Origin of the sequence: Pseudomonas trivialis (assembly GCF_036864995.1) — a bacterium.
Classification (GTDB): domain Bacteria; phylum Pseudomonadota; class Gammaproteobacteria; order Pseudomonadales; family Pseudomonadaceae; genus Aquipseudomonas; species Aquipseudomonas trivialis.
Genome location: NZ_CP142151.1, coordinates 3094983 through 3108778, shown reverse-complemented (window position 1 = coordinate 3108778; position 13796 = coordinate 3094983). Strand labels below are relative to the sequence as shown.

Here is a 13796-nt window from a genome sequence, read left to right as displayed (position 1 = left end):
TTATGTCTGCACAACAACTTGCCGATCGCGCCTTGCTCAACCTGGGTCGGGGTCTGAAGGAAAGCGGCTATCGCTTCATCACACCAACGCCTCTGACCCACGAACGTGTGTTCAAACGCCTGGCCACGCCGCTGGCGATGAACCTGCGCGATGTGTTCGGCTGGTCGATGCCGTTCGACAGCGACCTGATGCCCGACGCGTTTCGCGACGAACTGTGCCAGGCCGGGGTGATCGAAAAGCACGACGCCCTGTGGCGCAGCACGGTGCGCTGGTCGAGCCTGGGTGAGCTGCTGTTTGCCCATTCGCCGTTTCCTACCACCGAGGCCGACGCGGTGTTCTTCGGCCCCGACAGCTACCGATTCGCTCAGGTGATCGACGCCCATTTGCAGCAACGCTTCGAGCCGTTGCAGCGGGCGGTGGACATTGGCTGCGGCGCCGGTGTCGGTGCGTTGGTGATCGCCCAGGCACGGCACGACGCCGAGGTGCTGGCGGTGGACATCAATCCCCAGGCCCTGCGCATGACGGCGGTGAATGCCGAGTTGGCCGGGCTGAATAATGTCAGCGTGTACCAGAGCGACATCCTGGCAAGCGTGGAGGGCACCTTCGACCTGATCGTCGCCAACCCGCCCTACATGAACGACGACGGCCAGCGCGCCTATCGCCACGGCGGCGGTGCGCTGGGCGAACAGTTGTCGCTGCGCATCCTTGAGCAGGCGCTGCAACGCCTGTCCCTGGGCGGCAGCCTGGTGCTCTACACCGGCGTGGCGATGGTGGCCGGCACCGACCCATTTCTGGAGGCCGCGCGCCCGTTGCTGAGCAACGATGCGTTCGGCTGGACCTACCGCGAACTGGACCCCGATGTGTTCGGCGAAGAACTCGATAAACCGGGCTATGAGCGCGTGGAGCGAATCGCCGTGGTCGCCCTCACCGTGACCCGCTTGCGGTGACGGGCTGTTAATTCAGATGCAGTCAACTCAAAGGAGAGCAACCCATGCGAGCCATGACCTATCAAGGCGCCCATAAGGTGCAGGTGGACACCGTCCCCGACCCCATCATTGAACAACCCGACGACATCATCCTGCGGGTCACGGCCACCGCCATCTGCGGCTCCGACCTGCACCTGTACCGGGGCAAGATCCCCACGGTGGAACACGGCGATATTTTCGGCCATGAGTTCATGGGCATCGTCGAAGAAACCGGCCCGGCAGTGACGGCAGTGCAACGCGGCGACCGGGTGGTGATCCCCTTCGTGATTGCCTGTGGCGATTGCTTCTTCTGCCAGTTGCAGCAATTTGCCGCCTGCGAAACCACCAACGACGGCCGTGGAGCGATCCTCAATAAAAAGGCGATTCCACCGGGCGCCGCGTTGTTCGGTTACAGCCGTCTGTATGGCGGTGTGCCGGGTGGGCAGGCCGAGTTGGTGCGGGTGCCCAAGGCCAACACCGGCCCGTTCAAGGTGCCCGGCACCCTGTCGGACGAGAAGGTGCTGTTCCTTTCGGACATCCTGCCCACCGCCTGGCAGGCCGTGACCAATGCGGGCATCGGCAAGGGCTCCAGCGTGGCGATCTATGGCGCGGGCCCGGTGGGCCTGCTCAGTGCAGCTTGCGCGCAGATGCTGGGCGCCGAGCAGATCTTCATGGTCGATGACCACCCGTACCGACTGGCCTACGCGCAGAAAATGTACGGCGTGATCCCGATCAACTTCGAGGAGGACGACGATCCTGCCGACACCATCATCCGTCAGACCGCCGGCATGCGCGGCGTCGACGGCGTGGTGGACGCGGTGGGGTTCGAGGCCAAGGGCAGTACCACCGAAACTATCCTCACTACGCTCAAGATCGAAGGCAGCAGCGGCAAGGCGTTGCGCCAATGTATTGCGGCCGTGCGCCGTGGGGGCGTGGTCAGCGTGGCGGGGGTGTATGCCGGGTTTATCCATGGCTTCATGTTTGGCGATGCGTTCGACAAGGGCCTCACGTTCAAGATGGGCCAGACCCATGTGCAGCGCTTTTTGCCTGAGCTGCTTGAACACATTGAACTGGGGCACCTGAATCCCGAGGCGATCGTTACCCATCGGCTGTCGCTGGAGCAGGCCGCGCGCGGGTACGAATTGTTTGACAAGGGCGAGGAGGATTGCCGCAAGGTGATCCTGATGCCGGGGATCGATGATCGGCCACTGGTGGAGCCGCTGGAGGAAGAGCTGACACCGGAGTTTCGTGTGCAGGGCGTGCCGGGGTTTTAGTCTGAAAGGGGGAGGGGATTGCGCCCTCCCTCATCTTTAGAGGCTGGCTTCAGGCCGCCTGTGGCTGAAGGTGCAGTTCGCCTTCTACATCCTTGACCAGCCCGCTGGCCAGAAAAAGCGGTGCCACGCGCTTGTGAAGTTGCGGCTCGACAAACGCCTTCACCGTGTCCAGCTCCAGCACGCCGCTGAGTGGCAATTCGGCCTTGGTGTAGGACAACCACGCCTTCTTCAACGCCATCAGCACATCGCTGCCTGCCGTCGAGGCGAAGCGGCGGTGGGTGGGTTTCGCGTCAAAGCTGAAGGTGTGCTGGAACTCATAGCCGCTCTCGTCACCGCCGCCGGCAACGCAGCGCACGCAGGTGCACGGGCCATCGCCGAACGCGCTGCGCAGGTAGGCGTTGAAGTCCACCACGTTCTTGAGTGACAGACGCTTATCCACCTCGAACAGGTCCCCAGTCATTTTTTCGTCAGTGTTCAACGTCGATTTCCTCGCAGGTCGGCGGCAGTATTTCAAAGCGCGGCACAATAACAGCCGAGCGTTGGTTTGGGGATTATTTGCATAACAATAGATCCCGATATTCTTTTCCAGTCTTAAAAATCGTCGCTACCCTCAGTCACCTTTACGACTACGCGGCAGGCCCTTAATGACTTTCAAGCGTTCCTCCCTGACCCTGCTGGCCGTCGCGAGCGCCTTGCTCAGCGTGGGCGCGCAGGCCGAAGGCAAAATCAGCATCGCCCAGCAGTTCGGCATTGGCTACCTGATCCTCGACGTCGTGCGCGATCAGCACCTGATCGAAAAGCACGGCAAGGAACAGGGCCTGGATATCCAGGTGGAATGGAACAGCATTTCCGGCGCCACCGCCATGAACGAATCGCTGCTCGCCGGCGCGCTGGACGTGGTCTCGGCGGGTGTACCGCCGATGCTCACCCTGTGGGACCGTACCAAAGGCAAACAGAACGTCAAGGCCATCGCCTCCCTGGGCTCGATGCCCAACTACCTGCTCACCAACAATCCCGACGTGAAGACCCTCAAGGACTTTACCGAGAAAGACCGCATCGCCGTGCCCGCCGCCGGCGTGGGTTTCCAGTCGCGCACCCTGCAGATCGAGACGGCCCGGCAGTTCGGTGATGCCAACTACAAGAAGTTCGATGACATCTCCATCAGCCTGGCCCACCCCGACGCCACGGCAGCGCTGATTGCCGGGGGGTCGGAGATCAATGCGCACTTCTCCAGCCCGCCGTTCCAGTATCAGGAGTTGTTGAATCCCAAGGTGCACAAGGTGCTCAGTTCGTACGACATTCTGGGCGGTCCGGCTACGTTCAACGTGCTTTATACGACGCAGAAATTTCACGATGAGAATCCCCGGACCTACAAGGCGTTTTATGCGGCGCTGGCTGAGGCCGAGCAGATTATCAAGGCTGACAAACCGGCGGCGGCCAAGGCTTATATCCGTATAGAACAGTCGAAGTTGCCGCTGGAACTGGTGGAGAAAATCGTGCAGGACCCGGAGATTGATTTCACCATCGTGCCGCAGCGCACCTATATCTATGCCGAGAAATTGCAGGCGTTGGGGGTGTTGAAGAACAAGGCGGGGAGTTGGAAGGATTACTTTTTTGAAGAGGCTTATGGGGGGGAGGGGGTTGAAAATCCTGGGGTTGGGGGGCATATCCGTTATTTAGGGGATGGCGGGTATTGGTTCCGCCGTTACCCAAATAACGGATATGTACCCAGTCAGCTAGCGAAAAAACTCCCCAGGCGTCCCCCCAAACTGCTGCCGAAACGCATTAATAAACGCCGAAGTCGACTCATACCCACACCCCAACGCCACATCCGTCACGCGCTCCCCGTGCTCCAGCGCGGGCAGTGCACTGAGCAACCGCAAGCGCTGACGCCACGCACGAAAGGTCAATCCGGTATCCCCCAAAAACAAGCGGCTGAGCGTCTTCTCACTCACCGCCAGTTTCCGGCTCCACTCACCCAGGGTCGTCTGCTGTTCCGGATGCAGGCTCAGGCTGCGGTAGATCTGGCGCAAGCGCGGGTCGTGGGGCAGGGGCAGCATCAAGTCCACCTGCGGTGCTGCCGCCAACTGATCCAGCAGCACCCGGGCCAGACGCCCCTGCGGCCCGTCCTCGGCGTAGGCCACCGGCAACGCGCTGAAGCTGCGGATCAGCTCGCGCAACAGGCTGCTCACCTCCAGCACATGGCAGCGCTCGACCGCCCAGGTGGTCACGCTGCAATCGAGGTACAGGCTGCGCATCTCGGTGTGCGGCGCGCTGTAGACCCGGTGCGGCATGCCCGCCGGGATCCACACCGCGCGCTGCGGCGGGGCGACGAAGCGTCCGGCGCTGGTCTGAATTTCCAATACCCCGGAAATCGCGTACGACAATTGCACCCACGGGTGGCTGTGCCGGCGTGTCAGGGCTCGATTGGGCAGGGATTCAGTACGCCCGTACACCGGGCGCGGCAGGCTGGAAAGCCCGGGCACACTGCGCCGAACGGTCTTTTCATGTCCTTTAGGCGGCATTTACTGGCTCATTGGCGTTAGTCGGTAACAGGCCGTTACGTTAGAGTCGCCACGGTGCGCTTGGCAACCCCTGGAAGATTTGCTTATGACCCGTCCACGTTTTCTCCCCGACAATTTCACCCTGACCCTGATCGCCACAGTGATCCTCGCCTCCCTGTTGCCGGTCAACGGCCAGGCGGCGGTGGCCTTTGGCTGGGTGACCAACCTGGCGATTGCGCTGCTGTTTTTCCTGCACGGCGCCAAGCTGTCGCGCACTGCTATCGTCGCCGGTGCCGGCCATTGGCGCCTGCACCTGCTGGTGTTCAGCCTGACCTTCGTGCTGTTTCCACTGCTGGGGCTGGCACTCAAGCCGGTGTTGTCGCCGCTGATCGGTAAAGACCTGTACATGGGCATGCTCTACCTGTGCGCGTTGCCGGCCACGGTGCAGTCGGCGATTGCCTTCACCTCCCTGGCACGCGGCAACATCCCGGCGGCGATCTGCAGCGCGGCGGCGTCCAGCCTGTTCGGCATCTTCCTTACGCCGCTGCTGGTGACGCTGCTGCTCAACGTGCACGGTGACGGCGGCTCCACGGTGGATGCGATCCTGAAAATCAGCGTGCAACTGTTGCTGCCGTTTATTGCCGGGCAGATTGCCCGCCGCTGGATCGGCGACTGGGTCGGGCGCAATAAATCCTGGCTGAAGTTCGTCGACCAGGGTTCGATCCTGCTGGTGGTCTACGGCGCGTTCAGTGAAGCGGTCAACGAAGGTATCTGGTATCAGATTCCGCTGTGGGAACTGGGCGGGCTGGTGCTGGCCTGCTGCGTACTGCTCGCCCTGGTGCTGGTGGCGTCGACCCTGTTGGGCAAGCTGTTCGGCTTCAATCAGGAGGACCGCATCACCATTTTGTTCTGCGGTTCGAAGAAAAGCCTGGCCACTGGCGTACCGATGGCGCAGGTGCTGTTTGCCGGGGCGAGCATGGGGGTGCTGATCCTGCCGTTGATGCTGTTTCACCAGATCCAGTTGATGGTGTGCGCAGGCTTGGCGCAGCGCTATGCGAATCGGCCGGAAAGCATTCCGGAGCTGATGGCGCAGGTGGATCCTTGATCCAGGTCACAGGCATCGACGAATAAGCTCAAGTTAACGCCGCGCCAGACGACTTACTTCTCAAGAGCCCAGGAAGGAAGTCAGCATGAAGATCAAGAGCGTTTCGGTAGTGGCGGGCCTGTTGTGTGTGGCCGCAGGTGTGTGCAACGCGGCGCAGTCGGCCGGCCACGGGGTGATCGAGTTCAGGGGCAGCATCGTGGAGGCTGGGTGCGCGGCAAATGCGCGCAGTGGCGCGGTGATGGAGTTGAGCGGTTGTATCACTGACAGTCGCGGTAGCCGCCCGGAGGCGCGCAACATGGCCACGGGTGGCGGCGCGGCCCGCGCACAGCTGGTGTCGCAGAGCCGTGATGGGCGCTATTTTGACCAGCGCTACCTGCTGGTCGACGCCACCGGCAAGCCGGTCGAATCGGGCAACTATGTGATTACCCTGACGTCGCCCTGAGCCCTTGCCCGACAGCTGGGCAGGCCTGGCGGCCACAGCGCCGGCGAGAAAACCTATAGAATGCTCGGCGGTCACGCAGGTTCTGCGTGGCCGTTTTGACCCTCTTCAGAGTACCTCGCCGTTCCATGAGCCTTTCAGCCGCAACACCCCAGCCCAACTGGCAGCCGGTCATCGCCCTCGCGCTGGCCGCGTTTGTGTTCAACACCACCGAATTCGTGCCGGTCGGCCTGCTCAGCGCCATCGGCGCCAGCTTCGACATGCCGATTGCCAACGTCGGCCTGATGCTCACCATTTATGCCTGGATCGTTTCCCTGACCTCGCTGCCGGTGATGCTGCTGACGCGCAACATCGAGCGGCGCAAATTGCTGATCGTGTTGTTCGGCATGTTTATCGCCAGTCATATCCTCTCCAGCGTTGCCACCAGCTTTGGCCTGTTGATGGTCAGTCGCGTCGGCATTGCGCTGTCCCATGCCCTGTTCTGGTCGATCACCGCCTCGCTGGCGGTGCGCCTGGCGCCGGAGGGCAAGCAGGTGCAGGCCCTCGACCTGCTCGCCACCGGTACGTCACTGGCGATGGTCTTGGGCATTCCTCTGGGCCGCCTGCTCGGTGAAGCCATGGGCTGGCGCACCACCTTCCTGGTGATCGGCGCCTTTGCCGCCGCGCTGGTGTTCTGGCTGGCGCGCACCTTGCCGTTGCTGCCGAGCCAGAACTCCGGTTCGCTGCGCAGCCTGCCGCTGCTGTTCAAACGCCCGGCGCTGGTGGCGCTCTACGTGCTCACCGCGTTGACGGTGACGGCGCAATTCACCGCCTACAGCTACATCGAACCCTTCGTCGAAGGCGTGGCCGGCATGAGCGGCAGCGCGGTCACCCTGATCCTGCTGGTGTTCGGCGGCGCGGGCATCATCGGCTCGCTGCTGTTCAGCCTGGTGCATCGGTTCAATCCCCATCTGTTCGTGGTCGGCGCGGTATTCATTCTCGCCGCGTGCCTGGCCCTGATGCTGCCGCTGAGCGGCGCCGAGTCCTACCTGGTGGTGCTGAGCATTTTCTGGGGCATGGCGATCATGGGTTTTGGCCTGGCCATGCAGTCCAAGGTGCTGGTGCTTGCACCCGATGCCACCGACGTGGCCATGGCGATGTTCTCCGGCATCTACAACATTGGCATCGGTGGCGGCGCCCTGATGGGCAGTTGGGTCGGCAGCCACTTCGGCTTCGCCTGGATCGGCGCGGCGGGCGGGTTGCTGGCGGCCGTGGCGTTGGTGGGGTATTGCCTGGCCATTCGGCGGTTCGGGCAGGGTATCTAACCCTCAGGCGACCGCCACAGGGGGCTGCCTGATGCCAGAGATGATCATGGCATCTGCGGCAGTTCATGGGCGCGCAGGTCGAACACCAGCACTTCGGCGTCCTCGCCCTGGCTCAGATGGATCTGCCGCTCGTCACGCACCCGGGCGCCGTCGCCTTCGTGCAAGCGTTGGCCGTTGACCTCGACGCTGCCGCGCGCCACATGGATATACAGGTGACGGTTGGCTGCCACGTCCAGGGTCGCGGTTTCGTCGCCGTTGAACAGCCCGGCATACACCCGTGCATCCTGGCGTACATGCAGCGAGCCGTCGGCGCCGTCCGGTGAGATGATCAATTGCAACTGCCCGCGTTTTTGCGCCTCGCTGAAGTGTTCCTGTTGATAGCGCGGTTCGGCGCCGGACACGTTCGGCACGATCCAGATTTGCAGGAAGTGCACGCCCTGGCGCTGGCTGTGGTTGAACTCGCTGTGGGCCACGCCGCTGCCGGCGCTCATCAGTTGCACATCACCGGGGCGGATCACCGAGCCGGTGCCCAGGGTGTCCTTGTGTTCCAGGGCGCCTTCGAGCACATAGGAGAAAATCTCCATGTCGCGGTGCGGGTGCTGGCCGAAGCCCTTGCCGGCAGCGACACGGTCATCGTTGATCACCAGCAGGTCGGAAAAGCCCTGTTCGGCAGGGTTCCAGTAGCTGGCGAAGGAGAAGGTGTGGAACGACTTCAACCAACCGTGATTGGCGGCACCGCGTTCAGAAGCGTTGCGAAGGGTCAGCATGGTGGTGTCCTCAAGTGAGCGCGGGCTGCAACATGCAGGGCGCTGGCGTTGAGAAGAAGATTAATGGTTACGCAGGTATTCATTAAGAAGATGAAAGCTGAATGACTGTCTCGCCGGAGTTGACAGTAAAAGCCATGCCATAATGGCCGCCGCTTTCCCTCGTGATGGATATTGACGCTATGAAAACCGTGGCCATGGTGCTGTTTCCGGACTTCCTGCTGCTCGACATGGCCGGCCCGCTCGAAGTGTTTTCGATTGCCAACCGCTACCTGTTGGCGGCGGACCATTATCGGATCGTCACCCTCGGCATCGATGCGGGCCAGGTGATCGCCTCCAATGGCGTGAAGGTGCAGCCCGACCTGTTGTTGCACCAGGCCGACGCCGCCTATGACCTGCTGCTGGTGCCCGGCGGCCCCGGTGCCTACAACGAATGCCATCCCGCGCTGTTGCCCTGGCTCAAGGCCGCCGCACCACGGGCCACACGCTATGGCTCGATCTGCACCGGCGCCTTTGTGCTGGGGCACGCCGGGCTGCTCGACGGTCGTCGCGTCACGACCCATTGGCACTACACCGAGCGGCTGATCAAGGGCTTTCCCAAGGCCACTGTCGAGACTGACCACATCTACCTGCAGGACGGCCGCCTGATCACCTCGGGCGGGGTCACCGCCGGCATCGACCTGGCGCTGTCGGTAGTGGCCCAGGACCACGGCAAGCAGGTGGCGGTGGACGTGGCCAAGGTGCTGCTGGTGGTGATGAAACGCCAGGGCGGCCAGGCCCAGTTCAGCCCGATGACCGCCGCAGTGGCCCCCCACGAAACCGCGATCACCCGCGTGCAGAACCAGGTGCTCGCGCAGTTGGACCAGCCGTTCAGCATCGACTCGATGGCGGCGCTGGCCGGCATGAGCGCGCGGCATTTTGCGCGGCTGTTTGCCAGGGAAGTGCAGATGACACCCATGGCGTTCCTGCAGGGCGCGCGCATCGACCGCGCCAGGCACTTGCTGGAAACCACTGACCTGCCGCTCAAGACCGTGGCCTTCCACGCAGGCTTTGGCAGCGTGCGGCACATGCGCTTTCTGTTCAGCGAAAAGCTCGGTCTGAACCCCACCCAGTACCGTCAGCAGTTCAGTTAAGGCGCGATTGTCCGTCTCAGGCACACCAATGTCCGTCTGGTTCCCCGTGCCGGGATTGTCCCTTCGCGGCCAGCTGGCAAGATAACGCCAGGCCCCTGAAAAAGGATGCGCAGACGCCCAAGGTCGGGTGTTTCAGCGCTGTGAACAGATGAACAATGCCCCGACACTGAGTTTCGGCCCTTACACCTTTCACCGGCACCAGCGCCTGGTCAGCAAGGCCGGCTGGCCGGTGCCGTTGGGCGGTCGCGCGCTGGATATCCTGGCGGTGCTGCTGGAGGCGCCCGGCCAGTTTGTCGGCAAGGAGGCGCTGATTGCCCGCGTGTGGCCGAGCAGCGTGGTCGAGGAAAACAACCTGCGCGTGCACATCGCGGCACTGCGCCGAGTGCTGGACGGGCAGCGCTGCATCGTCAATGACCCGCAGCGCGGCTACTGTTTTGTCGCGCCGCTGCAAACCGTCGATCCCCCCACAATCGCGCGCCATAATCTCGCAGCCCGGCTCAGCCCAGTGATCGGTCGCGCCGAGCTGTTGGGTGCCCTGGGGCGACGCTTGTGCGGGCAACGCCTGATGACCCTCACCGGGTGCGCCGGTATCGGCAAGAGCACGCTGGCGCTGGCGTTGGCCGAACGCGTGCTGCCGCGTTACCGCGATGGCGTGTGGTGGGTGGACCTGGCCACAGTCGCGGCGCCGCAGTCGATGCCGCGCCAGTTGTGCAGCACGTTGCAGCTGTCGTCCTGTGACACCGTCGGTGAACTGTGTCGCCAATTGGCCGCGCGCCAGCTGTTGCTGGTGCTCGATGGGGCTGACCTGCTGCTCGGCGCCTGCCGTCACCTGGTGCGCTGCCTGCTGGAACAGGCGCCCCAGGTAACGGTGCTGTTGACCAGCCGCGAAGCCTTGCAGTTGCCGGACGAATGGCTGCAGCGCGTGCCGGCCCTGGCGCTGCCCTCAGCCTGCGCCTCTGTTGAACAGGCCATGGCGTGCACGGCGGTGCAGCTGTTTGTCGACCGGGTGCAGGCCGCCCAGCAGGGCTTTGTCTTGCGTGCGCAGGACTTGCCGGCGCTGCACGATATCTGCAGGCGGCTGGACGGGATTCCCCTGGCCCTGGAGCTGGCTGCCGCCCAGGTCCATGCGCTGGGTATGCAGGGCGTGCAGGCGCAGTTGCGTCATGGCCTGCAACTCCTGGCCCGTGGCCGCCGCACGGCGGTCGCACGGCATCAGTCCCTGACCGCCGCGCTGGAGTGGAGCTACGAGCGATTGAGCGTGCCCGAACGCTGGTTGTTCCTGCAACTGGGGTTGTTCCGGGTGGCGCTGACCTTGCCCGCATTGACCGAGCGAATCGCCGGCACCGAGCTTGCTCACGCCGACCTGCCTTACCTGCTCGCGCGGCTGGTCCATACCTCGCTGTTGCGGGTGGAGCCGGGCCCCGGCCCACCGCGTTATCGCTTGCTCAACTGCGTGCGCAGCTACGCCCTGGCGCAGTTGCGCAACCCGCAGCAGGTGACGCGTCTGCAGCAGCACTATGGACACTACCTGGGGCCGTTTTCAGGCCAGCCGTTTGTCCTGCAACTCGTCAAGCAGGCGGCGCACGCGCATTAGGTCCCGGGTGGCGAAGCCTTCGGTGAAGCGCGCGTAGACCGAACTCAGCAACTGGTGCGCAGCGTGCCGCCGACCCTGGCGCAGCCATAGCCGCGCCAGTGAGGTTGCGCAGCGCAATTCCCAGGCCAGAGCGCCTTGCTGGTGCGCCAGGCCCAGGGCGTCGAGCAGCAACGCCTCGGCGGCGGCGCTGTCGGGCAACGTTTCGGCGCGTATGCGCAGAATCTCCGGCGCGCACCAGCCGCCATCGCCGCTGCGCGCGCGTTCGAACCAGGCATCATCCACGTGCCCCACGCCCAGGGTGATCAGGATGTCCTTGACCAGGTCCAGGCCCTGCACGGCGTCGATCGACAGGTGCTGCGCATACAGCTGCGCCCAGGTCTGGAACAACTGCGCCGAATGCTTGTGCGCCTGCTGCATCAGCAGCGTCTGCAACGACTGCGCTGACGCTTCATCGCCGTTGTAGCGGGCAATCACCACGCCGGCCAGCGCCAGGGTGTAGCAGAGGGTGGTGCCATGGTTGATCTGCAGCGCCAGCTCCAGGGCCTGGCTGGCGGTGCGCCAAGCCTGCTCGGGCAAACCTTGCAGCCACAGCACCCGCGCCAGCACGGTGAGCGAGGCGACGCTCTGGTCGTATTGCACGCCAAAAGCGTGGGTAAAGCGATTGAGATGGCCGCTCTGGGCCATGCGCTGGATCACCTGCTCGGCGTTGTGTCGGGCCAGCGCCTGGTTGCCTGCGTAATGCTGCGCCAGCACGCGCAGGCGTTGGGCGCTCAAGTCCAGCAGCGGGTCGGTGCGCGGGTCGAGGCGATCGAACTGAGTGCTCATGCTCAGGGCTTCGTGGTAGCGACCCGCGCACAGGCTCACCGCCATATGCCCGGACACCGCGCGCAACTGGCCGGCAATGTCCCCGCGGGTTTCGGCCAGCCGACGGGCGTTGACGAAGGCGTCGATGGTCTGCGGCGCGCCGCCCATGGCGTGGTAGGACAGGCTGCCCAGCGCCAGTTGCAGTTGCATCGCCAGCTGCGTGCACGGCACCTTGGCCCGCTGCATCAGGGCCAGTGCCTTGCCCACGTACAGCGCGTGTTCGCGCAACAGTGACAGCTCCTGCCACAGCGGCATGGCGCTGACCGTCAGGCGAATCCCCAGCACGTGCGCGCCGGCATCGCCCAGGCCCCAATCGAGGGCGGCGCGGATGTCTTCGCGCAGCGGCGCGTAGCGATCGATCCAGGTCTGGGTTGCGGTCACTTCCCAGTCGTCGCGGGCCTGCTCCATCAGCACCAGGCAGCGCGCGGCATGGCGTTCGTGGGTGGCGTCGAGTTCAGCCGCCAGGGTGAGTTTTTCCAGGGCGTAGGTGCGGGTGATGTCCAGCAGGCGGTACACCACTTCGTCCTCGCCGGGCTCCACATTCAGCAGGGACTTGGCGACCAGTTGCGTGATTGAACCGAGCACGTCGGCCGGCGCCTGCTGTGCTCCGGCGATCACAGCCACCGCACTGGCCAGGCTGAAACCTGCGCGAAACACGGCCAGGCGGCGCAGGCAGCTCTGTTCGCCGCCGCTGAGCAGGTCGAAGCTCCAGTCCAGCGTGGCCCGCAGGGTTTGCTGGCGGGGCAGGGCGCTGCGCCGGCCATGGGTCAGCAGGCGGAAGGCGTCTTGCATCTGCACCAGCAGGCCCGGCAGACCGAAGCGCTCGACCTGCGCCGCGACCAGTTCGATCGCCAGAGGAATGCCGTCCAGGCGCCGGCAAATTTCAATCGCCAGCGGCAGTTCGGTATCGCTCAAGGCGAAGCTGTCCTGATGGGCCATGGCGCGCTCGATCAGTAACTGCATGGCCGGGTAACCCAGGGCCTGGGCGCGGTTGCCGGTGGCGGGCGGGCAGGCCAGCGGGTCGAGGCGTTGCACCTGTTCGCCTTCGGCGCGCAGGGCTTCGCGGCTGGTGGCGAGAATGTGCAGCCCAGGCGCGTGGCGCAGCAGGGTTTCGCTGATCAGGGCGATGTCATCGAGCAGGTGCTCGCAGTTGTCGATCACCAGCAGCAACTGGCGTTCGTGCAGGTTGCGGGCAATGCTCGGCAGCGGCTCATCGGCGCTGGGGGTGAGGTCGAGCAGGGTGGCGAGGTTGGGCAGGATCATCGACGGCGCGCTCAGCGGCGCAAGGTCCAGCAGGCGAATGCCGTCGCGGTAGTGCCCGATCAGCAGCTCCGCCACCCGTAGCGCCACGGTGGTCTTGCCGATGCCGCCGGCGCCGGTCAGGGTGATAAAGCGCTGCCGGGGCAGTTGCTGCACCAGTGTGTCGATCAGCGCCTGGCGCCCGATCATGCGGGTGCGGCGCAGCGGCAGGTTGTGGCACGGGCGTGGGCCGTCATGGGGCAGGGTCATGGGCTCGATACTCAGGGGCGCGACAAAACTGTAGCCGCGCTGGGCCACCGTCACGATATAGCGCTGTCCGGCCTGGCCGTCGCCCAGGGCCTTGCGCAGCGCCGCCATGTGCACGCGCAGGTTGCCGTCTTCCACCACGCTGGTGGGCCAGACCCGCGCGATCAATGCCTGCTTGCTCACCACATCGCCTGCGTGCTCCAGCAGCACCAGCAGGATGTCCACCGCGCGCCGGCCCAGGCGCAACGGCCGGCCGGCCTCGAGCACCCGGCGCTGGCGCGGGTGAACCTGATAGGGGCCAAAGTGCACGGCCTGGTCGCTGAGGTCTTTCATGGACGGCCATG

The 13796-nt window shown here is 64.3% G+C and carries 11 protein-coding genes and 1 pseudogene; 8 read left to right on the top strand and 4 right to left on the bottom strand.

The genetic code is table 11. The annotated features are described in order from the left end of the window. The first annotated feature begins 2 nt into the window (after positions 1 to 2). Positions 3 to 947 carry a class I SAM-dependent methyltransferase gene (locus tag VRB54_RS13360; protein WP_338477581.1) on the top strand — a complete coding sequence of 315 codons (945 nt, stop codon included), beginning with the start codon at positions 3 to 5 and terminating at the stop codon, positions 945 to 947. Positions 948 to 991: 44 nt separating this feature from the next. After that, positions 992 to 2239 (top strand): zinc-dependent alcohol dehydrogenase, encoded by a 1248-nt coding sequence (locus tag VRB54_RS13355; RefSeq protein WP_338477580.1) that lies wholly within the window; start codon positions 992 to 994, stop codon positions 2237 to 2239. Between the two features lie 49 nt (positions 2240 to 2288). Here VRB54_RS13355 and VRB54_RS13350 read toward each other — a convergent pair whose 3' ends face one another. Then, complete coding sequence (locus tag VRB54_RS13350) at positions 2289 to 2717, bottom strand: hypothetical protein (protein ID WP_338477579.1); 429 nt, start codon at positions 2715 to 2717, stop codon at positions 2289 to 2291. A 166-nt stretch (positions 2718 to 2883) separates the two neighbouring features. Here VRB54_RS13350 and VRB54_RS13345 point away from each other — a divergent pair. Next, positions 2884 to 3879: pseudogene (locus VRB54_RS13345) on the top strand (ABC transporter substrate-binding protein); the annotation flags it as partial. A gap of 96 nt (positions 3880 to 3975) precedes the next feature. On the opposite strand, the gene VRB54_RS13340 reads toward VRB54_RS13345, so the two are convergent. Then, positions 3976 to 4764, bottom strand: coding sequence for a helix-turn-helix transcriptional regulator (locus VRB54_RS13340; protein ID WP_338481104.1), 789 nt, complete (start codon positions 4762 to 4764; stop codon positions 3976 to 3978). 85 nt (positions 4765 to 4849) lie between these two features. On the opposite strand from VRB54_RS13340, the gene VRB54_RS13335 reads away from it, so the two are divergent. The 3 genes from VRB54_RS13335 (at position 4850) to VRB54_RS13325 (ending at position 7591) form a co-directional block, all read left to right on the top strand. Further along, entirely contained in the window at positions 4850 to 5848 is a 999-nt protein-coding gene (locus VRB54_RS13335; protein ID WP_338477578.1) for a bile acid:sodium symporter family protein, read from the top strand. Between the two features lie 85 nt (positions 5849 to 5933). Next, on the top strand, positions 5934 to 6290 hold the full coding sequence (locus VRB54_RS13330) for a type 1 fimbrial protein (RefSeq protein WP_338477577.1): 357 nt from the start codon (positions 5934 to 5936) through the stop codon (positions 6288 to 6290). 125 nt (positions 6291 to 6415) lie between these two features. Next, on the top strand, positions 6416 to 7591 hold the full coding sequence (locus VRB54_RS13325; protein WP_338477576.1) for a sugar transporter: 1176 nt from the start codon (positions 6416 to 6418) through the stop codon (positions 7589 to 7591). Positions 7592 to 7635: 44 nt separating this feature from the next. Here the strand turns inward: VRB54_RS13325 and VRB54_RS13320 are convergent, their stop codons facing one another. Further along, positions 7636 to 8358, bottom strand: a complete 723-nt coding sequence (locus tag VRB54_RS13320; protein ID WP_338477575.1) for a pirin family protein — start codon at positions 8356 to 8358, stop codon at positions 7636 to 7638. Between the two features lie 179 nt (positions 8359 to 8537). Between VRB54_RS13320 and VRB54_RS13315 the strand changes: the two genes are divergently transcribed. Together VRB54_RS13315 and VRB54_RS13310 are read left to right on the top strand one after the other, a co-directional pair. Continuing rightward, positions 8538 to 9488: a GlxA family transcriptional regulator gene (locus VRB54_RS13315; RefSeq protein ID WP_338477574.1), complete on the top strand. Its 951-nt coding sequence runs from the start codon at positions 8538 to 8540 to the stop codon at positions 9486 to 9488. Positions 9489 to 9636: 148 nt separating this feature from the next. Then, the gene (locus VRB54_RS13310) at positions 9637 to 11082 is read left to right on the top strand and encodes a winged helix-turn-helix domain-containing protein (RefSeq protein WP_338477573.1); all 1446 of its coding nucleotides are present in this window, start codon (positions 9637 to 9639) and stop codon (positions 11080 to 11082) included. On the opposite strand, the gene VRB54_RS13305 is transcribed toward VRB54_RS13310, so the two are convergent. After that, entirely contained in the window at positions 11029 to 13785 is a 2757-nt protein-coding gene (locus tag VRB54_RS13305; protein WP_338477571.1) for an ATP-binding protein, read from the bottom strand. The two genes, VRB54_RS13310 and VRB54_RS13305, sit on opposite strands and share 54 nt — an antisense overlap. Between the last annotated feature and the right edge of the window lie 11 nt (positions 13786 to 13796).